20 protein-coding genes, 1 pseudogene and 1 riboswitch are annotated in these 21,730 nt (G+C 60.4%); of the genes and pseudogenes, 9 read left to right on the top strand and 12 right to left on the bottom strand.

Features of this window, described 5'->3' with window-relative positions; translation table 11 throughout:
- Positions 1-7 precede the first annotated feature (7 nt).
- The 3 genes from ACB028_RS13550 to ACB028_RS13540 all read left to right on the top strand — a co-directional run bounded on the left by ACB028_RS13550 (position 8) and on the right by ACB028_RS13540 (position 3,601).
- Positions 8-1,243, top strand: coding sequence for an argininosuccinate synthase (locus tag ACB028_RS13550; RefSeq protein WP_371144503.1), 1,236 nt, complete (start codon positions 8-10; stop codon positions 1,241-1,243).
- Positions 1,244-1,438: 195 nt separating this feature from the next.
- Positions 1,439-2,821: an argininosuccinate lyase gene (gene argH / locus ACB028_RS13545; protein WP_371144502.1), complete on the top strand. Its 1,383-nt coding sequence runs from the start codon at positions 1,439-1,441 to the stop codon at positions 2,819-2,821.
- A gap of 144 nt (positions 2,822-2,965) precedes the next feature.
- Positions 2,966-3,601: an FMN-binding negative transcriptional regulator gene (locus tag ACB028_RS13540; protein ID WP_371144501.1), complete on the top strand. Its 636-nt coding sequence runs from the start codon at positions 2,966-2,968 to the stop codon at positions 3,599-3,601.
- A 62-nt stretch (positions 3,602-3,663) separates the two neighbouring features.
- Here ACB028_RS13540 and ACB028_RS13535 read toward each other — a convergent pair whose 3' ends face one another.
- Positions 3,664-4,119: a hypothetical protein gene (locus tag ACB028_RS13535; protein ID WP_216994130.1), complete on the bottom strand. Its 456-nt coding sequence runs from the start codon at positions 4,117-4,119 to the stop codon at positions 3,664-3,666.
- Between the two features lie 469 nt (positions 4,120-4,588).
- On the opposite strand from ACB028_RS13535, the gene ACB028_RS13530 reads away from it, so the two are divergent.
- A complete protein-coding gene (locus ACB028_RS13530) occupies positions 4,589-5,281 on the top strand; it encodes a B3/4 domain-containing protein (RefSeq protein ID WP_201980405.1) in 693 nt (230 codons plus the stop codon).
- A gap of 81 nt (positions 5,282-5,362) precedes the next feature.
- Here the strand turns inward: ACB028_RS13530 and ACB028_RS13525 are convergent, their stop codons facing one another.
- Positions 5,363-6,535, bottom strand: coding sequence for a nucleoside recognition domain-containing protein (locus ACB028_RS13525; RefSeq protein ID WP_371144500.1), 1,173 nt, complete (start codon positions 6,533-6,535; stop codon positions 5,363-5,365).
- 518 nt (positions 6,536-7,053) lie between these two features.
- On the opposite strand from ACB028_RS13525, the gene ACB028_RS13520 reads away from it, so the two are divergent.
- The 4 genes from ACB028_RS13520 (at position 7,054) to ACB028_RS13505 (ending at position 10,796) form a co-directional block, all read left to right on the top strand.
- Positions 7,054-7,689: a Vat family streptogramin A O-acetyltransferase gene (locus ACB028_RS13520; RefSeq protein ID WP_371144499.1), complete on the top strand. Its 636-nt coding sequence runs from the start codon at positions 7,054-7,056 to the stop codon at positions 7,687-7,689.
- Positions 7,690-7,717: 28 nt separating this feature from the next.
- Positions 7,718-8,137, top strand: a complete 420-nt coding sequence (locus tag ACB028_RS13515; protein WP_371144498.1) for a GNAT family N-acetyltransferase — start codon at positions 7,718-7,720, stop codon at positions 8,135-8,137.
- Between the two features lie 4 nt (positions 8,138-8,141).
- Positions 8,142-8,657 carry a hypothetical protein gene (locus ACB028_RS13510; protein ID WP_371144497.1) on the top strand — a complete coding sequence of 172 codons (516 nt, stop codon included), beginning with the start codon at positions 8,142-8,144 and terminating at the stop codon, positions 8,655-8,657.
- Between the two features lie 393 nt (positions 8,658-9,050).
- Positions 9,051-10,796: a hypothetical protein gene (locus ACB028_RS13505; protein ID WP_371144496.1), complete on the top strand. Its 1,746-nt coding sequence runs from the start codon at positions 9,051-9,053 to the stop codon at positions 10,794-10,796.
- Between the two features lie 474 nt (positions 10,797-11,270).
- On the opposite strand, the pseudogene thiH (ACB028_RS13500) reads toward ACB028_RS13505, so the two are convergent.
- Positions 11,271-11,474 (bottom strand): annotated as a pseudogene (thiH, locus tag ACB028_RS13500) (2-iminoacetate synthase ThiH); the annotation flags it as partial.
- Positions 11,475-11,581: 107 nt separating this feature from the next.
- Between thiH (ACB028_RS13500) and ACB028_RS13495 the strand changes: the two are divergent.
- On the top strand, positions 11,582-11,881 hold the full coding sequence (locus ACB028_RS13495; protein ID WP_026457977.1) for a hypothetical protein: 300 nt from the start codon (positions 11,582-11,584) through the stop codon (positions 11,879-11,881).
- 146 nt (positions 11,882-12,027) lie between these two features.
- Here the strand turns inward: ACB028_RS13495 and thiH (ACB028_RS13490) are convergent, their stop codons facing one another.
- From thiH (ACB028_RS13490) to ACB028_RS13450, 9 genes are all read right to left on the bottom strand, one after another.
- Positions 12,028-13,176 (bottom strand): 2-iminoacetate synthase ThiH, encoded by a 1,149-nt coding sequence (thiH, locus tag ACB028_RS13490; protein ID WP_371144495.1) that lies wholly within the window; start codon positions 13,174-13,176, stop codon positions 12,028-12,030.
- Entirely contained in the window at positions 13,173-13,940 is a 768-nt protein-coding gene (locus ACB028_RS13485) for a thiazole synthase (protein WP_371144494.1), read from the bottom strand. Before ACB028_RS13485 ends, thiH (ACB028_RS13490) begins: the two co-directional genes overlap by 4 nt.
- Before the next feature lies 1 nt (position 13,941).
- Positions 13,942-14,148 carry a sulfur carrier protein ThiS gene (thiS, locus tag ACB028_RS13480; protein ID WP_139409386.1) on the bottom strand — a complete coding sequence of 69 codons (207 nt, stop codon included), beginning with the start codon at positions 14,146-14,148 and terminating at the stop codon, positions 13,942-13,944.
- Complete coding sequence (locus ACB028_RS13475) at positions 14,145-14,939, bottom strand: ThiF family adenylyltransferase (protein ID WP_371144493.1); 795 nt, start codon at positions 14,937-14,939, stop codon at positions 14,145-14,147. Before ACB028_RS13475 ends, thiS begins: the two co-directional genes overlap by 4 nt.
- A complete protein-coding gene (thiE, locus tag ACB028_RS13470) occupies positions 14,929-16,536 on the bottom strand; it encodes a thiamine phosphate synthase (protein WP_371144492.1) in 1,608 nt (535 codons plus the stop codon). The genes ACB028_RS13475 and thiE overlap by 11 nt, the downstream gene beginning before the upstream one ends.
- Positions 16,533-18,524: a phosphomethylpyrimidine synthase ThiC gene (thiC, locus tag ACB028_RS13465; protein WP_371144491.1), complete on the bottom strand. Its 1,992-nt coding sequence runs from the start codon at positions 18,522-18,524 to the stop codon at positions 16,533-16,535. Before thiC ends, thiE begins: the two co-directional genes overlap by 4 nt.
- Before the next feature lie 265 nt (positions 18,525-18,789).
- A riboswitch (TPP riboswitch) is annotated at positions 18,790-18,903 on the bottom strand.
- Positions 18,904-19,012: 109 nt separating this feature from the next.
- Positions 19,013-20,491: an aerolysin family beta-barrel pore-forming toxin gene (locus ACB028_RS13460; protein ID WP_371144490.1), complete on the bottom strand. Its 1,479-nt coding sequence runs from the start codon at positions 20,489-20,491 to the stop codon at positions 19,013-19,015.
- A 277-nt stretch (positions 20,492-20,768) separates the two neighbouring features.
- On the bottom strand, positions 20,769-21,239 hold the full coding sequence (locus ACB028_RS13455; RefSeq protein WP_371144489.1) for a hypothetical protein: 471 nt from the start codon (positions 21,237-21,239) through the stop codon (positions 20,769-20,771).
- 72 nt (positions 21,240-21,311) lie between these two features.
- Positions 21,312-21,728, bottom strand: a complete 417-nt coding sequence (locus ACB028_RS13450) for a hypothetical protein (RefSeq protein WP_216993581.1) — start codon at positions 21,726-21,728, stop codon at positions 21,312-21,314.
- Between the last annotated feature and the right edge of the window lie 2 nt (positions 21,729-21,730).

Here is a 21,730-nt window from a genome sequence, read left to right as displayed (position 1 = left end):
AAGTAAAATGAGCGGAATCAACAAGATAGTACTGGCTTACTCGGGCGGACTGGATACCTCGGCCATCATTCCCTGGCTCAAGGAGCATTATGACGCCGAGATCATCGCCTTCGTCGCCGACGTGGGTCAGGAGCGCGACGATCTGGAAGGGATCGAGCAGAAGGCCATCGCCTCCGGCGCCACCAAGTGCATCATCAAGGATCTGCGCGAAGAGTTCGTCAAAGAGTACGTCTACCCGACCCTGAAGACCGGCGCCGTCTATGAGGGCACCTACCTGCTGGGCACCTCCATGGCCCGTCCGGTGATCGCCAAGGCCATGGTCGAGGCCGCGCTGGCCGAGGGTGCCGACGCCATCTCCCACGGTTGCACCGGCAAGGGCAACGACCAGGTGCGTTTCGAAGGGGCCGTGGCCGCCCTGGCGCCCCAGCTGAAAGTGATCGCCCCCTGGCGTCTGTGGGACATGCGCTCCCGGGAAGATCTGCTGGCCTATCTGGAAGCCCGTCAGATCCCCTGCAAGGCGACCCTGAAGAAGATCTACAGCCGTGACGCCAACGCCTGGCACATCTCCACCGAGGGTGGCGAGCTGGAGAGTACCTGGAACGAGCCGTCCGAAGCCGTGTGGCAGTGGACCGTCTCTGCCGAGCAGGCCCCGGATCAGCCGGAATACGTCAAGCTGACCGTCGCCAAGGGCGAAGTGGTGGCCCTTGATGACCAGCCGCTCAGCCCGCACCAGATCCTGATGACCCTGAACGAGCGTGCCGGCAAGCACGGCGTGGGCCGCATCGACATCACCGAGAACCGGATGGTGGGCATGAAGTCCCGTGGCTGCTACGAGACTCCGGGTGGTACCGTCATGGTCGCCGCGCTGCGCGCCGTGGAAGAGCTGGTGCTGGACAGAGCGACCCGCGCCTGGCGGGAAAAACTCGGTGCCGAGTTCTCCCACCTGGTCTATGACGGTCGCTGGTTCACCCCCCTGTGCAAGGCGATCCTCGCCTCCGCCAACGCCATCGCCGAGGATCTCGACGGGGAAGTGGTACTGAAGATGTACAAGGGCCAGGTCACCGCGACCCAGAAGAAATCGCCCAACAGCCTCTACTCCGAAGACTTCGCCACCTTCGGCGCCGACGAGGTGTACGACCAGAGCCATGCCGACGGCTTTATCCGTCTCTACACCCTGGCCAGCCGGATCCGCGCCATGAAGGAGCAGCATCTGGCCATCGGTGGCGACCACACCCACGGTTGATCACCCGGTGTGACCCGCTGATACCGGTGAGGGGGCATGGCCCCCTCACCCATAAGTGGCGGGATGTGACCAACGCGGCAGCGCCCTGGCCGCGTCTGTGAGATAACCCTCGGTCAGAGCAGAGAACAGACAAACAAGGCACGATTTCACGCTCGGGGGCCAGGCGCCGCCGACAACGCATTCAAGGAGAGCAGTATGGCACTTTGGGGTGGACGCTTCAGTCAGGGAGCCGATAGCCGGTTCAAGCAGTTCAACGATTCGCTGCGGTTCGATTACCGCCTGGCGGAGCAGGATATCCAGGGCTCCATGGCCTGGGCCCGCGCCCTGGTAAAAGTGGGCGTGTTGACCGAGGGCGAGCAGGCAAAGCTGCAACAGGCGATGGAAGTGCTGCTCGCCTCGGTGCAGCAGGATCCCCAGCAGATCCTGAGCTCGGATGCCGAAGACATCCACTCCTGGGTCGAGGGCAAGCTCATCGCCGCCGTCGGCGATCTTGGCAAGAAGCTGCACACCGGCCGCTCGCGCAACGATCAGGTCGCCACCGACCTCAAGCTCTGGTGCAAGGCGCAGGGCGAGCTGCTGGCCGCCTCCATCACCGCCCTGCAACAGGGGCTGGTGGCCTCCGCCCGGGCCAATCAGGCCGCCGTGCTGCCCGGTTACACCCATTTGCAGCGCGCCCAGCCGGTCACTTACGCCCACTGGGCGCTGGCCTATGTGGAGATGCTGGAGCGGGATCACTCCCGCCTGCAGGATGCCCTCAAGCGCCTCGACACCAGCCCGCTGGGCTGCGGCGCCCTGGCGGGCACCGCCTATGCCATCGACCGCGAGGCGCTGGCGCTGGATATGGGCTTTGCCGGTGCCACCCGCAACAGCCTGGATTCGGTGTCGGATCGGGATCACGTGGTGGAGCTGATGCACGTGGCGTCGCTCTCCATGACCCATCTGTCGCGCTTTGCCGAAGATCTGATCTTCTACAACACCGGCGAGGCGGGCTTTGTCGAGCTCTCCGACGCGGTCACCTCCGGCTCCTCCCTGATGCCGCAGAAGAAGAACCCGGATGCGCTGGAGCTTATTCGTGGCAAGACGGGTCGGGTGGTGGGCGCCCAGCTGGGCATGCTGATGAGCCTCAAGGCGCTGCCGCTGGCCTACAACAAGGACATGCAGGAAGACAAGGAGGGGCTGTTCGATGCCCTCGATACCTGGCACGACTGCCTCGACATGGCGGCCCTAGTACTGATCGACCTGAAAGTGAATGGCGAGCGCACCATGGCGGCGGCCCAGGGCGGCTACGCCAACGCCACGGAGCTCGCGGACTACCTGGTGGCCAAGGGGATCCCGTTTCGCGAGGCGCATCATATCGTCGGCGAAACAGTGGTCTACGCCATCAGTGTGCACAAGCCGCTGGAGGAGCTCTCCATCGGTGAGTTCCAGCGCTTCAGCCCGGTGATCGACTTCGACGTCTACCCCAATCTGGAGCTGGAGGCGACCCTGGCCAAGCGGGTTGCCAAGGGCGGCGTCGCCCGCGAGCAAGTAGAAGCGGCCCTCACCGCCGCCGAAGCCTGGCTGGCCAAGCGCGGTTAATCCCACCGGGATATCAGGAGAGGGCGTCAGCCCTCTTTTTTATGTCGGGTTATCAGCTCGTTCCGCTTGCCCCGAGGGCGGCAAAGCGGGCATATATCCCTGACCAGGCTGAATGGATCTCAGCGCCAACCAGAAGGAACCTGCATGTATCTGCCACCCCATTTCTCGGCCACCGACCCCAAGGCCCTGCACCAACTGATCCTGGCCCATCCGCTGGGCGCCCTGATCACCCATGGCGAACAGGGGCTCGATGCCAACCACCTGCCCTTCGAATTTGACGGTGAAGAGGGGAAGCACGGCATCCTGCGCGCCCATGTGGCCCGCAACAACCCGCTCTGGCAGGAGGTGAAAGACGGCGACGAGGTGCTGGTGATCTTCAAGGCCGCCGACGGCTATATCTCCCCCAACTGGTATCCGGGCAAGCAGGCGCACCATAAACAGGTGCCGACCTGGAACTACAGCGTGGTGCATGCTCACGGCCGCATCCGGGTGCGCGACGATGCCCGTTTCGTACGCCGTCTGCTGGCAAACCTGACCCGCCGCCACGAGGCCGAAGAGCCAGCGCCATGGAAGATGGCGGATGCCCCGCGAGACTATCTCGAGGCCATGGTGCAAGCCGTGGTTGGCATCGAGATCGAGGTAGTACGGCTGGTCGGCAAGTTCAAGCTGAGCCAGAACAAGGATGAGGGGGATCGCCTAGGTGCAGTCCAAGCCCTCCAGGCAAAGGGACTGACTGAGCTGGCCGGCGACATGGCAAGCCCGCCCTCGCCTCGCGCATAACCCTTTGAGCAAAAACCAAAACGGCAACCATCAGGTTGCCGTTTCCTTTTATTCAGCCGGGCTCACGCGCTGGCATTAAGCAGCCTGCCGACCCCCTCCCCCTTGCCGTTGGGCAGGGTCTGTTTAAAGGCGGCGAGCAGCTGATCGAGGTTGAGACTGCTTGCTCCCAGGGAGCCCTTGAGGGTGTCGAGTTCGCTGCGCAGCGCATCGAGACGGGTGCCCTGGGTGCCATTGGCGAGCTGGGTGCGGGCTGCGTCGATGGCATCCGGCAGGGACTGGCCACCAAACTCCTGCCCCAGGCTCTGCACCAGATCGCTCATAAAGTGGTTGATGGCGGGGCGATTTTGCTCGCTGTTGGCATCCTTGATACCGAGGCGCTGGAACAGGCTCTGGACCGTCGGGGCCAGACGCTCCGGCTGTGCGGCCTGCGGCGCCGCTTGCGTCTTGCCACTGCTGCTCAGCAACTGACTGCCGAGCTTGAGGGCAATGGAGGCGATGGGAAGCAGGGTACTGATCATCATGATATCTCTCCGCGGCGATGGCCCTGGGTGGTGTTGCCAAGAGAAGTGCATAAGCGGGGCCAACATGGCGAAAAAAACGCCGACCATGGCTAACGCCTTGAGCCGCCATCTGATTTACCGAGCAGCATCGACTCGCAAAGTGGGAAGCGCCCCCTCCCCGCAAGCCACCGGCGGCCAGAGGCTGCCGCCTGCGCGCCAAGCGGCAAGTGACTGCGGCAAGTGGCAGCGGCAAGACCGTTTGCCTCCTGTTCTCTGGCCCCTTGCGACCATAAGGGGCAGCAGATAGTCCCCTTTTATCGGCGCATTTATTAGGGAATCTTATTGGCATTAAGATGATGTCGATTTTCTTATCATCCCGCTTCCCGCAAGATGGCTCGCAGATCGGGTCCGCTCATCTTGGTATCTTGTGTCCCTTGTTCTCGGTGGCCCTGCCTCTCTTAAGTCAAACACCTGTCCCGGAGTCCTTATGTCGTTGATAACACCCCTGATTGCCCCCGAAGTCACTCCCATCGCTCCCGGATTCAGAGCCCTCAGCATCACGGTGCAGGCGGCGGCCATCAGCGATCCCGACGTGGGCGCTCGTGCGCTGGACAGCGCCTTTGCCGCCATGGCGCGGGGGGATGCCCCCTGGGCCGAGGCGCACCTTAGCGCCTGGGCGGACGTGTTCAGAAAATTTGGTGCCAAGCCGCAGCGCACCCCCTGCTCCGCCGAGGCGCTGAGGAAGCGGGTGGCCCGCGATGGCAGCCTGCCGAGCATCGACCCCATCGTCGATCTCTACAATGCCATCAGCATCGAGTACGCCATTCCGGTCGGCGGGGAGAACCTGGTCGCCTATCAGGGCATCCCCCGTCTGGTGGTAGCCGATGGCAGCGAGCTGTTCGACACCGTCAAGGGGGGTGAAACCGCCCACGAATCTCCCGAGCCGGGCGAGGTGGTCTGGCGGGATGACAAGGGCGTCACCTGCCGGCGCTGGAACTGGCGGCAGGGGGTGCGCACCCGCCTCAGCGTGGAGTCCAGCAAGATGTGGTTCATTCTGGAGAGCCTGCCCGAGATGCCGCTGGAGGCCCTCCATGAGGCCGGAGAGAAGCTGGTGGCCGGCATTCGCCAGATGATGCCGGGGGCTCTGATCGAACAGGTCCTGATTGGCGAGCAGGGCTAGCCCCTTTCCCCCCGACGAAACAGACTGGGGGCAGAAATGCAAAGAGGCTCCGAAGAGCCTCTTTTTTTATGCCTTGCCCACTTAGCCGAGCAGCAGATAGAGCTGGTGCGCCGCCACCCCGGCGCACAGGCCGCCGACGGTGTGGGCCACGATGGCGCGAGAGGTGAGATGACGATAGCCGAGGGCATCCAGCATGGCAGTGTGGGTGCTCAAAAAGCCGCTCCAGCACATCCCCATGGCGGTGAACACGGCCACCTCATTGCCGGTGATCCACCCCTTGGCGATAAAGGGGGGCACCAGCGACATGGCCGCGCCGACCGCGCCGAGGGAGGTGGCCGGGAAGGCGACCAGCTCCGGCTGCTGGAAGCCGAACAGCAGGTCAAACAGCCATCCCGCCTTGGCTGCCAGCACAGGCAGCAGCGCCACCCCCTGGAAAGCCTCGCCGGTATAACCCTGCTCCCCCGGGCCGAAGGTTAGCAGCATCACGAAGGTGCTGATGATCAGCACCCCGGGGATCACCGCCATCCCGAGCTCGACGCCGGATTTGCCGCCATCGAGCAGGGAGTTGAGCACCCGCAGCCAGCCAGGCGCCGCCTCTTTGCGAAGGCCCGGCTTGGGACCATGGGCGCTATCCAGACTCTCGGGCAGCACCTCGCCAACCAGCGGGCGGATCATCCGCTGCATCAGTCGGGTGGACACCACAGAACCCACCAGGGCCCCGAGCAGGCCGATCAGCGCCGCCGTGGCGGTGGATTCGCCGCCCGGCAGCTGCAGGGTGGCCATAAAGGTCACCACGATCAGCCCCATGCCGAAGGCGGTGCCGAAGTTGGTCAGCGATACCAGCTGCCAGGGAGTGAAGCCCTTGCGAAAGCGGCTGTCCCTAGCGAGGCTGATCACCGCCGGGTTGTCGGAGAAAAAGGTCATCAGGGCCGCCAGGGCGGTGCGACCCGGCAGGCGAAACACCGGCTTCATCAGGGGCGCCAGCAGCACCTCCAGCAGGCGGATCACCCCGAACTCGCTCAACAGCTGGCTCAGGGCACCGGAGAGCACTGTGATCCCCATGATAAAGAGCACGGTATTGAGCAGCAGCTGGTGCGCCGTGTTGAACAGGGTGTTCACCATGGCGGAAAGGCCCATCTCGCTACCCAGATAGCCAAACAGTCCCCCCAGGATCAGCAGAACCAGCACGGGTTCCAGCCAGCCACGAAGGGCACCTAGCCGCCCCTTGGATTCGATAACTACATGATTTTCCATATCTATCCTGCGTTGTGTCTGTGCGTGTGTTGTTATGGTGGCGTCAGGGCCCACGCCAAATGACAAGCCCCCGTCTTGCGACAAGGGCTCGCTGAACTGGCTCCTCCCGCCGGCCTTGCGCCTGCGGCCTATGCGCGGCCACCGTCACACCCGACGGCGCGACTGGCTCGGCACAATTGGCTGAACGGCTGAGCCGAGGAGGAAAAATACGTTGAGTAATGGGCAAACCAGAACGGCCAGCCCGCCATCGCACCGGGCGGTGCTCACCCCCCGGCCGGCCAGCATTGAGGGGCGGGAGTATAACAACTGGGGTCAGTCAGTAAAAGAATCGGCGGCAGTGGGGGCTTTTTCCCCCGGCCCCACGCCAAACAGGGCTCCAATGGCAGCACTTTTGCCTGTTTCTATATCCTCATCGGGCGGCTCTCAGAGTGGCAGCCTGCGCCATGCCACAAAAAGGTGGCGCCGATCCTCTCGATTCCGTTACGGTAACCCGAGCCCAGATTCGAAAGGAGCACCCCATGCACGGACCCGACCCCGCCAACCCGCACCCCATGGCGAGCTTCCCCCAGGTGTGCTTTATCAAGAACACCATCAAGGGGCCCAATATCGAGGTGGGTGACTACACCTACTACGATGACCCCGAGGATTCGGCAGACTTTGAGCGCAACGTCCTCTACCACTTCCCCTTCATCGGCGACAAGCTCATCATCGGCAAGTTCTGCGCCATCGCCCGCGGAGTGAAGTTCATCATGAACGGCGCCAACCACCAGAGCTCGGGCCCCTCCACCTACCCCTTCTTTATCTTCGGCAACGGCTGGGAGAGTGCCGCCCCCGCCCCGGGCAGCCTCCCCTACAAGGGGGATACTGTCATCGGCAACGACGTCTGGATCGGCTTCGAGGCCCTGATCATGCCGGGGGTGAAGGTCGGTAACGGCGCCATCATCGCCGCCCGCGCCGTGGTCACCGGTGACGTGCCCGCCTACGCCGTGGTCGGCGGCAACCCCGCCAAGGTGATCCGCTACCGCTTCGACGACGACACCATCGCCCGTCTCAACGCCATCGCCTGGTGGGACTGGCCGGTGGAGCAGATCAGCCAGCACGTGGCGCTGATTAGCAGCGGGGAAATAGCCGAGCTGGAAGCGGCAACCCGATAGAGACGACCACCATCAAGCAGGAAGCACCATGCAACTAACCCCACCCCAACCGCCTCAGGCCCATGAATTCGAGGCCCTGCGTCGTGGCCTTAACGGTTTCAACGAGGCCGTTACCGGCCCCCTCCATCGCGAGCGGATCGCCAGCTTTATCAAGGATGAAGCAGAGGTGGTGCTGGGCGGCATTCTGGGGGAGATAAAATGGGGCTGGCTCCATATCGAGGGGCTCTGGGTCGATGACGCCATCCGCCAAGCTGGCTGGGGTGCCCGCCTGCTCTCCGCCATGGAGCAGTACGCCAGAAGCCAAGGCATCACCAATTTTCATCTTGAAACCACCAGCTTCCAGGCGCTGCCCTTCTACCAGCAGCAGGGCTACGAGGTCTTTGGCCAGCTGCCCGATATGCCGCCGGGGCATGTGAGTTACTTTCTGAAAAAGCAGGAGCAGGTATAAGCCGATGAGAAAGTTGAACCTCCCAGCAACAGACAAGACGCCGAATGACTGGTGTTGTCCTCTCCATCTACGCCTTGTTTTGCTCTTCCCACTGCTTGCGCTCAGTTCCAGCCCCCTTGCCCTGTCACTGCACGATCTGGATCCGGCGTTTGAGCGGTGCGAAGCCATCAAGTCGCAGCACAAACCCAGCTTGCCACCCAAGGGGGATCCCTTCTGGACTCTAGAGAGGGAGCAACAGGTCACCGTGCTTATCTATCTGCACGAGAAGAGCATGGAACATTGCACCGCAGCAGAGATCGATGCGCTGGCGCTCAAGGCATTTCATCAAGCAGTAGAGGGAGACCGCACCTTTCTCGACACCCTGATCAAGGCGAGAGCCACCACCCTGACGACAGCCCAGAAAACTCAGTTACAGCAGATTGGTCAAGCAGAGTTGGACAGGCTGGCAGGCATGAAGGAATTTGCTCTTCCCTTCTCACTAACCGGTTACCTCACCCAGTTGGCTGGCGCAGTACCCTGACAAGAGGAAAATAGAGGTCAACTGATATGCGGCCTATAACAGGCTATAAAAAAATGACACATCTCCTCTCTATTCCATTAGAGAGCTGTAAGTATATATTCGTGAGAACACCCCACCATGGTAGTAATCCCCAACAAGAGGACATGCCTGTGGAGCAGATTAGCTGGGATTTTAAGCGGTTTACTTGCAGGAGCCGCACAGGGCTAGAAAAAATCAGTCCATGGTAAAACCCAACCTAATTTACAGACTTAAATTATTTTAATATTAGACATTGGAGTGCTGAAATTGACAATAAACTATGATGGATGGTGTCGCAGAATTGACTTGGCATTTCGCGCACGATACCCATATTTAACTACTCGGATATTTAAATTAAACAAGTACGATTATGCTTTGTTTATTGAGCAAGAAATAGACAACTTAGATACAGTAAAGCAAATTTTTGACAGGGAGATAAGATATATAACCGCCCCCATAGAAATAACAAACAAACAACCTGAAAAATATGATTTTGAATTGAATTGCATATCTGATGAAGAGATACCATCAAACTTCGAAGGTTTTCCATATACACTAAATCAATTGCATATACACATTGCATCCATTCATAGAGGGATAAAAGTATCTGCCATAACAACAAATCATCAAGAACATATCATTGTTATTGAATTAGATGCGTGTAGTGCACCTTCAGATATTACATCCGTTCAAGAGACAGCTAATAAATTGAAGTTGCCTTTTGAGACTAAAGTCACTTTAAGCACAAAAAACGCACTGCACATGGATGTTGGTGACGAAGTTTTCATTATTGCTCCATCTCAAGCTAAGAAAAGTCTTTCCTGTGAATTTATTGAACGGGATGAGTCCCTATGGTATGAAAACATTGACAAATTCTATGATGGTTCTTTTAATAAATCAGATTTATATTTCATAGATAAAAACAAAAGCTGTTGCTTAGTAAACTTCTCACTATTTAAGAATGCAAACCTTAGAAATCATCTACTGTTATATGATATTATTTATTGTATTCTTCCTCTTGCTGAAAATATGCAACAATTTCTGGAAGAACAAAAAATAAGTCGAGATGATATTCTACACCTCATTTCTCGTGGGCGAGTAAGAATAATAAACCTACAACCAGAGAGTCGTCTAGACTATGGATTTCTTAATGAAGCGTTTCAAGTGGATTCAGCCTCAGTCATAAGCAGGCGTGCAATTTCAGCTCTATCGGCAATTGATCTTGTAGAAATAAACAAGAACTATATATTTAATAATTCAGAATTAGAACCTTATATACATCCATTAATAATGGATATATCTGAATCATTAGATGTTCACCATGACATAATTAGCAACTATCTCCTATGGCCAAGGAAAGCTCTACGAAGCAGTCTAGAGACACTGGATCAAGCAGGACCTATGGGAATCGCACGCTATGGTGTCAATAATACCATCATGAGTTCTTGGCACCTTGATAGAAAAGAAGTTTACGAATTTGAATTTACTGTGAATAGCGATAGAATTCATTTGGCTCACGCATTAGATGCAACATACTTCCCATTCTATACCGATGAGGGGAAATATACTGATCATCCGTATGCCTCTATAATGGGCAGTCTATTGAATTTCTACAAAAAATCCACACTTCAAACTTTACATACTATTTTTGAAATCCCCAAAGCGAATATAGAAGAAAACAGAACCTTATCTTTGATTTCTACCTTTGATATCAATGACTACATTCCAATATCTGATTTTGAGGCAGATCTATCTAGTTGTATTGTACGAAGAGGTATGAATTCTCTCTTTTCAGAGCTAAACTCACTGAATAATCTAGATAGAAGTGTTCGTATACAACAATACAATGCTGAACTGGATGTTTTTTCGAGAAGAAAGAAAATAATAACCCATGCGCTTGACTTGTGTGAAGATAGTGTAGGTCTATTTTTACCATTTTTAGGCACAGGAAAGAAATTGTTATTAGGTGGAATAAACACAGCCAGAAAAAATTTTCGCACAATACAAACCATCTATGAATTCATAGAGGATAAGTCAATGCAAAAAGATATAAGAAAAAATAATGTCAGCCTTTTGTCAAAAGTAAATAGAGTTGCAAGACTGAAAAGAAGCATACGTTAGCACCTTTATCTTCACCACAGCACCACAGCAAAGCAATGCGCTCAGCTTATTGCACCCTACGATCCCCCTGAGGTGATGGCAGGCACGGTATTGGCTCCCCCTCCAATCCGCCAAGGGGAAGGGGCAAGGTCAGGAGCGCCATCAGGGATGATGGCGCAGACGCAGCCGGCACAGGGATGTGCCGTCTGCGGCGGTCCGTCCGACCTTGTACCTGACCCGAGGGCAACCGCGTAGCGGTCGGATTGGCGGGGGAGAAGACCTTTGGTGACTTTGGGTCTTTCCAAAGTCACTCGCCCAAGCCCGAAGGGCGGGCGAAATCCCTTCGAGGCCAGCGGCCTCGCATCCCATGCGGCATAGCCGCATCAAGACCCCTCCCCAGCCCTCCCCTTCGCAGGGGAGGGAGCCAGGTGCCCGCCACAGGCACGGAGTTTGGCTGAACGCCCGGATGCCACCGGCAAAGGGACCTGACCGCCCCTATCGGCCCAGAAAGGGTTCCCAATCCTTGAACACCGGCTGCAACCCCGCCTGGCGCACGGCGGCGGCCACTTCCCCCACCGGCCTGTCGTCGTGGATGGCGAACTGCTCCAGCTCCTCTTTATCTCCCTCGGCATAGCCACCCGGCTGGGTGCGCGACTCGGCCGACATCTGGGTGATGCCAAGGCGCACGGCACCGTTTCGAAGCAACAACCTCACGACTTGCACAACACCATCGAATTGGCTGAAATGCAGAAGATTCTGAAAAATAGTTACAGTAGGATTTCCGTTATTACACATTTGAGGTTGCCATGTCCGACAAGACTAAAGACATCAGAGAAGCGCTCGCAGAGGCACTGATACATGCCGAAGAAAAAGGTGACCTTGTCATTACAACAAGTGTAATCGACGGCATTACCGTCCCCATGGCTGAAGCAATCAAGACTGTATATGCGGGAATGTTTACAACTCATGAATTGTCCGCGCTGAGCAACTTGGCATTCCATGCAACGCAAGATGCCAATTTTTACGATTGGGAAATGCCAACACTTATCGGTTTATCCCGAGAAGAGATGCAGTCATTGGGAGAAAAGCTGCGTGACCTCACCTAGCGGCAACACAGCGTAAAATTGTTTGCGTTCCCACTCTCACCCCAACACAGAACGGACGATTACGCCTGACGGCTAATCGACCCTACGATTGCACGGCGCAGCCGTGCCTGCTCGCCACAGGCACGGAGTTTGGCTGAACTCCGCCCCTATCGGCCCAGAAAGGGTTCCCAGTCCTTGAACACCGGCTGCAACCCCGCCTGGCGCACGGCGGCGGCCACTTCCCCCACCGGCCTGTCGTCGTGGATGGCGAACTGCTCCAACTCCTCCTCACCGCCGTCCGCATAGCCCCCCGGCTGGGTGCGCGACTCGGCCGACATCTGGGTGATGCCAAGGCGCACCGCGCCGTTGCGAAACGCCGGTGATTCGCGGGTCGAGAGGGACAAGTCCAGGGTCGGCGAGAAGAGGCGCCAGGCGCAGACAAGCTGCGCCAGCTGGCGATCCGACATCACAACCTCCGGCTCCAACCCCCCGGTGCAGGGACGCAGGCGCGGGAACGAAAGCGAATAGCGGCTCTGCCAGTGGTGGCGCTCAAGCCAGGCAAGATGCTCGGCGACAAAATAGCTGTCGGCACGCCAGTCCGAGGAGAGGCCGATCAGCGCCCCCAGCCCTATCTTGTCGATGCCGGCACGGCCCAGTCGGTCCGGCGTGGCGAGTCGCCATGCGATGTCCTGCTTGTTGCCGCGCAGGTGGTGGCGGGCGTAGGTGGGGGCGTGGTAGGTCTCCTGATAGACCATGACCGAATCGAGGCCGAGGGTCTTGAGCTCGGCGTATTCGGCTTGCGAGAGGGGCTGCACCTCCATCCCCACCGTGCTGAAGTGGCGGCGGATGATGGGCATCACCTCGCGGAAATAGCCGAGCCCCACCTTGGTCTCGTGCTCGCCGGTCACCAGCAGCACGCTGTCGAAGCCACGCGCCTTGATGGCGAGGCACTCGCGCTCGATCTCCTCCAGGCTCAGGGTCTTGCGCTTCAGGCGGTTGCTCATGGAGAAGCCGCAGTAGGTGCAGTCGTTGGCGCACAGGTTCGACAGATACAGCGGCACATAGAAGCCGATAGTGTTGCCAAAGCGCTGGCGGGTCAGCCGCTCGGCTTCGGCCGCCATCTGCGGCAAAAACGCCTCGGCGGCTGGCGAGATCAGCGCCATAAAATCGCTCAGGGTGCGGCGCGGGGCGCTCAGGGCGCGCTCCACGTCTGCGGCGGTCTTGGCGCGTACCTGCATCCCCACGTCGTCCCACTCCAGCGCCTGCCATCTATCGAGAAAACTCACGCCCTCGATGGGGTCGAAGTGCACGCTCATAGGGCCCCCAGAAAATCGGTGAGCGGGCTGGAGGCCTGGGCCTGCACGCCGCGCGCCCCCAGACCCGCCTTATAGGCGCTACGTCCTGCCTCACAGGCCAAAGCAAAGGCGCGGCCCATGGCGACCGGGTCGCCGCTCACCGCGATGGCGGTGTTGACCAGCACGGCGTCGGCGCCGAGCTCAAAGGCGGCGGCCGCGTGGCTCGGCGCACCGATCCCCGCATCCACCACCACGGGCACATTGGCCTGCTCGACGATGATGGAGAGAAACTCCCGGGTCACCAGCCCCTGATTGGAGCCGATGGGCGCGCCCAGCGGCATCACGGCGGCGCAGCCCACCTCTTCCAGCCGTTTGCAGAGCACGGGATCGGCACCGCAATAGGGCAGCACCACAAAGCCCTCTTTGACCAGCTGCTCGGCGGCTTTGAGCGTCTCGATGGGATCGGGCAGCAGATAGCGCGGATCGGGGTGGATCTCGAGCTTGAGCCAGTGCGTCCCCAGCGCCTCACGGGCCAGGTGGGCGGCAAACACCGCCTCGGCGGCGGTCTTGGCGCCGGAGGTGTTGGGCAAGAGCTTGACCCCGAGTTGCAGCAAGGGGCTGAGGATATCGTCGTGGGTCTTGCCCGGTTCGAGGCGCTTGATGGCCATGGTGACCAGCTGGGAGCCACTCGCCTCGATGGCGGCAGCCATCAGATCCGGGCGGGCAAACTTGCCGGTGCCGGTGAAAAGGCGCGAAGAGAAGGTGTGATCGGCAATGGTCAGCATGTCAGCCCCCTGCAATGGCAGTAAAGAGGTGGAGTTCGTCCCCGTCGTTGAGACGGGTTTCGGCCCAGCGGCCACGGGGCAGCACGGCGCCGTTAAGGGCCACCGCCACCCCCTGGGGATGGACGCCCTGGGCGGCCAGCAGGTCGGCCACGCTCTGCCCTGCCGCCAGCGGCTGGGCTTTATCGTTGAGTCGAATGGTGAGGGTCATGGGGTGATCTCCTTATCGTGTGTCGGGCATCGGCGCTGCCCGCAAACCGGGCAATCGGGATCGGGGGTCAGGGTGAGGGTCTGCCACCGATGGGTCAGCGCATCGAAACGGCGCAATGTGCCCACCACCGGGCTCGGCATCCCGAGCAGCAGTTTCAGTGCTTCCAGCGCCTGCAAAGAGCCCATCACCCCCACCAGCGGGCCGGTGACGCCGCTGGTCTCGCAGCTCTGACTCACCTTGGTATCCTGCGGATAGAGGCAGGCGTAGCAGGCGTGATCGCTGCTGGTGCGCGCCATCAGCTGCCCCTGCCAGCCCACAGCGGCGGCACAGATCCAGGGCTTGCCCTGGGCCACGCAGGCGGCGTTGATGGCCTGGCGGGTGGCCAGGTTGTCGCAGCAGTCGATCACCAGATCTACCTCGGCCACAAACTCCGGCAGGCTGGCAACATCGAGCCGCTGGTTGATGGCGATCAGCTCCACCAGCGGGTTGTGGGCGGCCAAGCGCTCGCGGGCCAGCTCCGCCTTGGAGTGGTTGACCGCCCCGCTATCGAACAGGATCTGGCGCGGCAGGTTGCTGGAATCCACCGTATCGCCATCGGCGAGCCAGAGGGTGCCAACCCCGGCACCGGCCAGATAGAGGGCGAGCGGCGAGCCGAGCCCACCGAGGCCCACGATCAACACAGATTTGCCTTTCAGCTGCGCCTGACCGGCTTCGCCGATCTCCCCCAGCATCAGCTGGCGACCGTAGCGCAAATACTCTTCGTCACTGAGAGACACGGCATCAGAGAGCATGTTCTGCCTCCCGTATCACGCTGACCGAGCGTGGCTCATCCCCCGCCCCCACGGCAGCCAGCAGCCGCTCGGTCGCCCCCTGCCAGTCGTCGCTCGCCGTGATGGCCGAGACCAGCGCAATGCTGCCGACCCCGCTCGCCTTGACCGCCGCCACCCGCTCCTCGCTGATGCCGCCGATGGCCACCGTGGGCCACTCCGCCATCAGGGCGCGGTAGCGGTGCAGCCGCGCCAGCCCCTGCGGGCGCGAAGGCATCGCCTTGGTGTTGGTCGGGAAGATATGGCCGAGTGCGATATAGGAGGGGGCCAGCTCGCGGGCACGCATCAGCTCGAAGTAACCGTGGGTGGAGATGCCAAGGCGCAGCCCGGCGGCCTGAATGGCGGCGAGATCCGCAGTCTCCATGTCCTCCTGCCCCAGGTGCACGCCCCAGGCGCCCGCCTCGATGGCCTGCTGCCAGTAGTCGTTGATAAAGAGCCGCGCCCCATGGCGGCGACCGAGCGCGACCGCCTCAGCAATGGCCGGCGCCACCTGGGCGGCGGGCAGGTCCTTGATGCGCAGCTGGATCGTCTTGACCCCGGCCCCCAGCAGGCGCTTGAGCCACTTGACCGAATCCACCACCGGATAGAGGCCGAGGCTATGTTCGGTCGCGGCGAAGGGGCCCTGCGGCAGGCGAGCGCTGCTTGCTTCATACAGGCCGAAGCGGCGATCCAGGGCTGACCCCGCCAGCACGGCGCGGGGGAAGTGGGCGAGGCTGGTCGGCCAGCCCAGATGGGCGATGGGGCCGGGGCCTGCCCCCACCCCCTGCGCCGCCGCCAAGCCTTGTTGCAGGTAGGCGCGCGCCAGGGTGATGGCGTCTTCCACCGGGTAGTCCTGCGCCACCACGGCGGCGATGGCGCTGGCGTAGCAGCAGCCGGTGCCGTGGCCGTGGCGGGTATCGAGGCGCGGCGCTGCCAGCCAGAATTCGCGGGTCTCATCCTGGTAGTAGTCGAGGCAGAGATCCCCGCTCCACTCAAGGTGGCCCCCCTTGACCAGCACGGCGCGGGCGCCGAGTTCGCGCAGTCGCCGTGCTGCGAGGCGCACCAGCTCGGGGCTGCTGACTGGCAGACCGGTCAGGGCTTCCAGCTCGGGGCCGTTGGGGGTAATCAAGGAGAGGCGCGGCAGCAGGTGCTCGCGCACCGCCGCCAGCATGCCGGGCTCTGCCATGGGGGTGCCAGTGCTGGCGATAGCCACCGGGTCGTAGACCACGAAGGGAGCATCGACGGTCGACAACCTGCGGGCCAGCACCTCCACGTGCAGCCGGGTCGGCAGCAGACCTATCTTGATGGCAGCCGGTGGCAGATCCAGCCCCAGGGCATCGATCTGGGCGGTGAAGGTCTGCATCAGCACGGGGTCGACCATCTTCACCGCCACCGAGTTCTGGGCGGTGATGGCGGAGATGACGGAGCAGCCGTGCACGCCGAGGTCGTGCATCGTGTGCAAGTCGGCCTGAATGCCGGCCCCGCCGCCGGAGTCGGATCCCGCTATGGTCCAGACCACGGGACGGGCCTGCGTCACCGCGGACAGGTCGGCGGGGCTGACAGCCCCGCGCTCGCTGCTCACGCCTCCTCCCCTGCGGCCTGCCTCAGGGTCGCCGCCTGGTGGTAGATCTCGCCGCCGGTCTCCTTGAAGGTCTCGGCCATGCGGGCCATGCCGCTCTCCACCTCGGCCACGACCCGCTCCTGCTGGCCATCCATGCCGACCATCTTGATCTCTACGGCTTCCAGCTTGGCGGCGTAGTCGCGCACGTCCTGGGTGATCTTCATGGAGCAGAACTTGGGCCCGCACATGGAGCAGAAGTGGGCCACCTTGCCGGACTCCTGGGGCAGGGTCTCGTCGTGATAGGCGCGGGCGGTGTCGGGATCCAGGGCCAGGTTGAACTGATCCTCCCAGCGAAACTCGAAACGAGCCTTGGACATGGCGTTGTCGCGGATCTGGGCGCCCGGGTGGCCCTTGGCCAGATCCGCAGCGTGGGCGGCGATCTTGTAGGTGATCAGCCCCTGCTTGACGTCTTCCTTGTTCGGCAGGCCCAGGTGCTCCTTGGGAGTCACGTAGCAGAGCATGGCGCAACCGTACCAGCCGATGAGCGCCGCACCTATGCCGGAGGTGAAGTGATCGTAACCCGGCGCAATGTCGGTGGTGAGCGGGCCCAGGGTGTAGAAGGGCGCTTCGTGGCAGTGTTCCAGCTGCTCGGTCATGTTGCGCTCGATCATGTGCATGGGCACGTGGCCGGGGCCCTCGATCATCACCTGCACGTCGTACTCCCAGGCGATCCTGGTGAGCTCGCCCAGGGTGCGCAGCTCGGCGAACTGGGCCTCGTCGTTGGCGTCATAGACGGAGCCCGGACGCAGGCCGTCACCCAGCGACAGACTGACGTCGTAGGCGGCGCAGATCTCGCAGATCTCGCGGAAGTGCTCGTAGAGGAAGTTCTCCTTGTGATGGGAGAGGCACCATTTGGCCATGATGCTGCCGCCACGGGAGACGATGCCGGTGAGGCGCTTGGCGGTCATGGGCACGAAGCGCAGCAAGACGCCGGCGTGGATGGTGAAGTAGTCCACCCCCTGCTCGGCCTGCTCCAGCAGGGTGTCACGGAACAACTCCCAGGTGAGATCCTCGGCGATGCCGCCCGTCTTCTCCAGCGCCTGGTAGATGGGCACTGTCCCGATGGGCACAGGGCTGTTGCGCAGGATCCACTCGCGGGTCTCGTGGATATAGCGACCGGTGGAGAGATCCATCACGGTGTCAGCGCCCCAGCGGGTGGACCACACCAGCTTCTCCACTTCCTCTTCGATGCTGGAAGTGACCGCCGAGTTACCGATGTTGGCGTTGATCTTCACCAGGAAGTTGCGGCCGATGATCATGGGCTCGGCTTCCGGGTGGTTGATGTTGCAGGGGATGATGGCGCGGCCGGCAGCCACCTCATCGCGCACGAACTCGGGGGTGATGTTCTCGGGCAGCTTGGCGCCAAAGCCCTGGCCCGGGTGCTGGGTGCGCAGCAGCTCGGAGCGCACCCGCTCGCGGCCCATGTTCTCGCGCAGGGCGATAAATTCCATCTCGGGGGTGACGATGCCGGCGCGGGCATAGTGCAGCTGGGTCACCCGGCGGCCCAGCTTGGCGCGGCGAGCGCTGGGCAAATGCTCGAAGCGCAGGTGATCCAGCCCTTCGTCGGCCAGGCGCTCCTGGGTGAAGACGGAGCTCAGGCCCTCCAGCGCCTCGGTGTCAGCGCGCTCCAGCACCCAGTTTTCACGCAGGCGCGGCAAGCCACGGCGCACGTCGATGGGGGCAGCCTCTTCCCCATAGAGGCCCGAGGTGTCGTAAACCGGCACCGGCTCGTTGGGCTCGAACCGGGGATCCTCCTTGGTGCCGCCGACGAAGGTGTCGGCCAGCTGGATCTCCCGCAGGGGCACCCGGATGTCGGGGCGGGAACCTTCAATAAAGATGCGGCGGGAATTGGGGTGAGCCATCCCCTTGAGGTTGTCGATAAAGGTCTGGGCGCTGGAGCGCTGCTCGCGGCGGCTGGATTTGGCGGTATCAGATACATTGGTAGACATAGCAAAACTCACATTAACTGGTTGAAGTTATGGGTGTTTGCTTGTCTGGAGTTCGAGGAGAAGATGAACTTGCGGCGGGGTGCTCTAGCGGGGGAGTGGGCGATGGGGTTTTTCTTCCCAGTCCAGCCCTGTCATCCCTCTGCCCTGTGCAGCAGATCCGTGGCCCTGACGGCCCGGCGGGACAGCCTACCCCTGTGCGCCTGTAGCGGCCAGAGGCGGTCTGCCTCTGGCTGGCGGGAAGATGCTCCTTCCCCGGCGCGGTAACCCGCAAGTTACCCTTGTTTCCCTTCGCAGGTCTTAACCTGATCAGGTTCCACGGATCCCGAATTAACGGTCTCAGCTTAGCGTCGTTCGACGGTCAGCACTCCGACAAGATGGCGCCAGTATAAGTGGGGTTTTGCAAAGTACAACCCATTAACACGCCCGACCAGTGCAAAAGAAAGACCGGGCACTGGGCCCGGTCTGGTCGTTACGTTGCGTGTGCTTGTTTAATTGCGAGCCGGAGTCACCGAGAGCGTGACATTCTCGAAGCCCAGCTCGGCAAGCTCCTGGGCATCCAGCGGGATGTCCAGCTTGAGCCCGGTATTGGCACCGTCCACGCTGCGGGTACGGCGTACCTTGCAGTCGCTGCCAAGCGGCACCGGGGTGCCGATCTCGATATTGCCGGCGAACTGGCTCTCGGCGCGGAAGTCACCCGTGATGCTGGCGCGAACCGGGCGCAGTACCCTGGCCAGGCTGTCCTGCATGGTGGCGAGGCCGTTTTGCTGGATGGCCCAGTTCCAGTCCCACCACTTCATCTCGCCAGGGAGGTAGCGCTTGTCCCACTGGTAACGGATGCTGCTCGCCTTGTCCTTGAACGGACCGATGGCGAAGGTGTGACTCAGGGTCGGACGATCCTCGGGATGGGTATGCCAGGCATTGCCACCCCAGCGCAGAAAGCCGTTGAAGGTCAGGTCATAGCTCATATCCGCTTTGAACTCATAGGGATAGGAGATGTTCGCCTTGTAGAGCTCGATCTTCACCGGTACCCGGGAGCGGGCGGGCACGACCGGACGTACCGACTGGGACAACGCCGTGGTGACGGCCCCTCCGTTCTGGGAGGCCCAGGACTGGTTCGCGGCAATCTCGATGGAGACCTCGGTTTCCCCCACCAGCGGCCACTTGAACTTGTTCTTGGTCGAGACCTTCTCGCTCAGGCCATAGGTGTTGGTCTTGGACCAGTTGCTCATGGTGGTGTAGTTCAGGGTCACGTCGTAACCGGACTGAGGCGTGTCGCTGATGTTGGTCGCCCAACCCACCACTGTGTGGACCAGGGTACGCTCTGACTGGGTCACGTCGCCGTGGCTGAAGCTGCCCGGATCCAGGGTATAGGCGAAGTTGCTGACCCGGATGCTGCTCTTCTCGTTGCAGCGATAGCCGTCGCATTTCCCGCCGTCGTTGCCACGCAGCACCCAGTCGTCCCCCTCCTGGATCACGTCCATGTCATCCCCGACAAACTGGCTGTGATCGCCTCCGACCCAGGCATAGCCCAGATAGTGGGCCAGATAACTCACCGGCTTGATGAAATTGGCGCTGTCGTGAACCATACGCCATTGCACATCCACCGCATCGCCGTCAGGAATATTGAAGGCGGGCAATACAGGTATTTCTGCCGTGGCGGGACGAGTGGGATAACACCAGGTTGTCGATGCTTTACCCGGTTTTATTTCACCGTTATAACCTGGCCCAAGAATAACCCAGTTATTGGCCAACCCACTGATTTGCCACTGCCCCATCATGGCCACAATATTATTCCGGATACTCTGTGCTTCTTCCCGGTTAATTGGACGATAATCAGTACCGCAGACATCTTCCCCAAGAGAGAATAACCGCAGCTGGTCAGGATAGATGGGCTCTGCAGCATTGGCCTGGGCGGCCAGCGTGGCGGAAATGATTAATGACAAGCCTGTTATTTTGAGTGCTTTCATAGCAACCCCTTATTTTTTGAGAACACACGAATGATAGGGTTATTTTTATTAATAAGCAGCACGCCAGGCCACCATATCAGCCGAGGTTATTTAGACTCAAGCAGGAATATTTAATTTCATGATTTCAATGTGGCGAAAACGTTTAAATTAGAGCTATCACTTTAATGATCAAATACTTATAAGCAATCCTCTTTAAATGAAATAAAATCTAACAATTTTATATATTCTTAAATATCCTGACTTATTGGATAAAACAGAGAACAGATATTTCCCGGTTTTATTCCGTGATTTCATCTTCCGGATTGACGACCAGGATCTCCTGTAATCGCCCCGCCTCATCCCGGGTCAGCACCAGCTCGCGTCCGGGTTGCAGGTCACCGGGCCCCCCGTTGAGCCAGCGGGTATGATGGTCAAACGCCACCTCCCCCAGCCCCGCCATCGAGAGCGTTCCGGCACCTTGTGCGATCAGGGGTGCCTGCGCCCGTCGCCAGCCATCTGGCTGCCGGGGCGGCACCAGAGCAATCTGCTCGGCCACCCCATCACGGCTCCAGATGGCGAGACGCATACCGGGCCTCAAATCAGATAACTGCCGAATACCCTCCAGCCGGGCGCTGCCCAGCTCGAGCTCCGCCCCCTGAAACTGCAGGCGCAGGCCGTCATTGTGTTCCAGTTCTACCAGCCAGAGTTCGCGCTCGGTAGCCTGGGTATAAAAGGGCAGAGAGAGGAGAAGAAGGATGGCGGGTTTCATGTGGCGGCCCATGGTCAAGTGCAGGAGGAGCCTTAACTATGGGCCGGGATGGGGAGATTTTCCGCTGGCGAGTCAGTCGTCCTGGCGGCAGCGGCTCAGGCGCATGCCGTCGAATTTGCACTCCAGCTCAAGCCAGCGCCCTTCGAACGGAGCCAGGCTGTTGTCCGAGGTGGTGTAACCCCAGATCCGCCCCCGCTCGACCGGCCCTTCCAGCTCCATCTCGTCCGCTTCGTCGATAGCTTCCACTTCCCGCACGTAGCGCACGCCGTCCAGCACCACCCCTTCCAGATCGACCCAAGTGCCCCCCAGATCGTCTTCGTTGAGCCAATCCTTGAAGCGGGTCTGATCGTCGATCACAAACGGCAGACCATTGACCATCAGCTGCCCCAGCTGCCAGGTGGTGCGGCCGGTCAGCTTGAAATCGGCGGCATGTGCCATGCCAAATGGCAGCATGAGCAACAACAGCAGGGCACAGATAGGTTTCTTCATCG

The organism is Aeromonas sp. S9(2024) (assembly GCF_041403185.1).
Taxonomy (GTDB): domain Bacteria; phylum Pseudomonadota; class Gammaproteobacteria; order Enterobacterales; family Aeromonadaceae; genus Aeromonas; species Aeromonas enteropelogenes.
The sequence above is the reverse complement of the archived record's forward strand: the minus strand, read 5'-3'. Positions and strand labels throughout refer to the sequence as shown.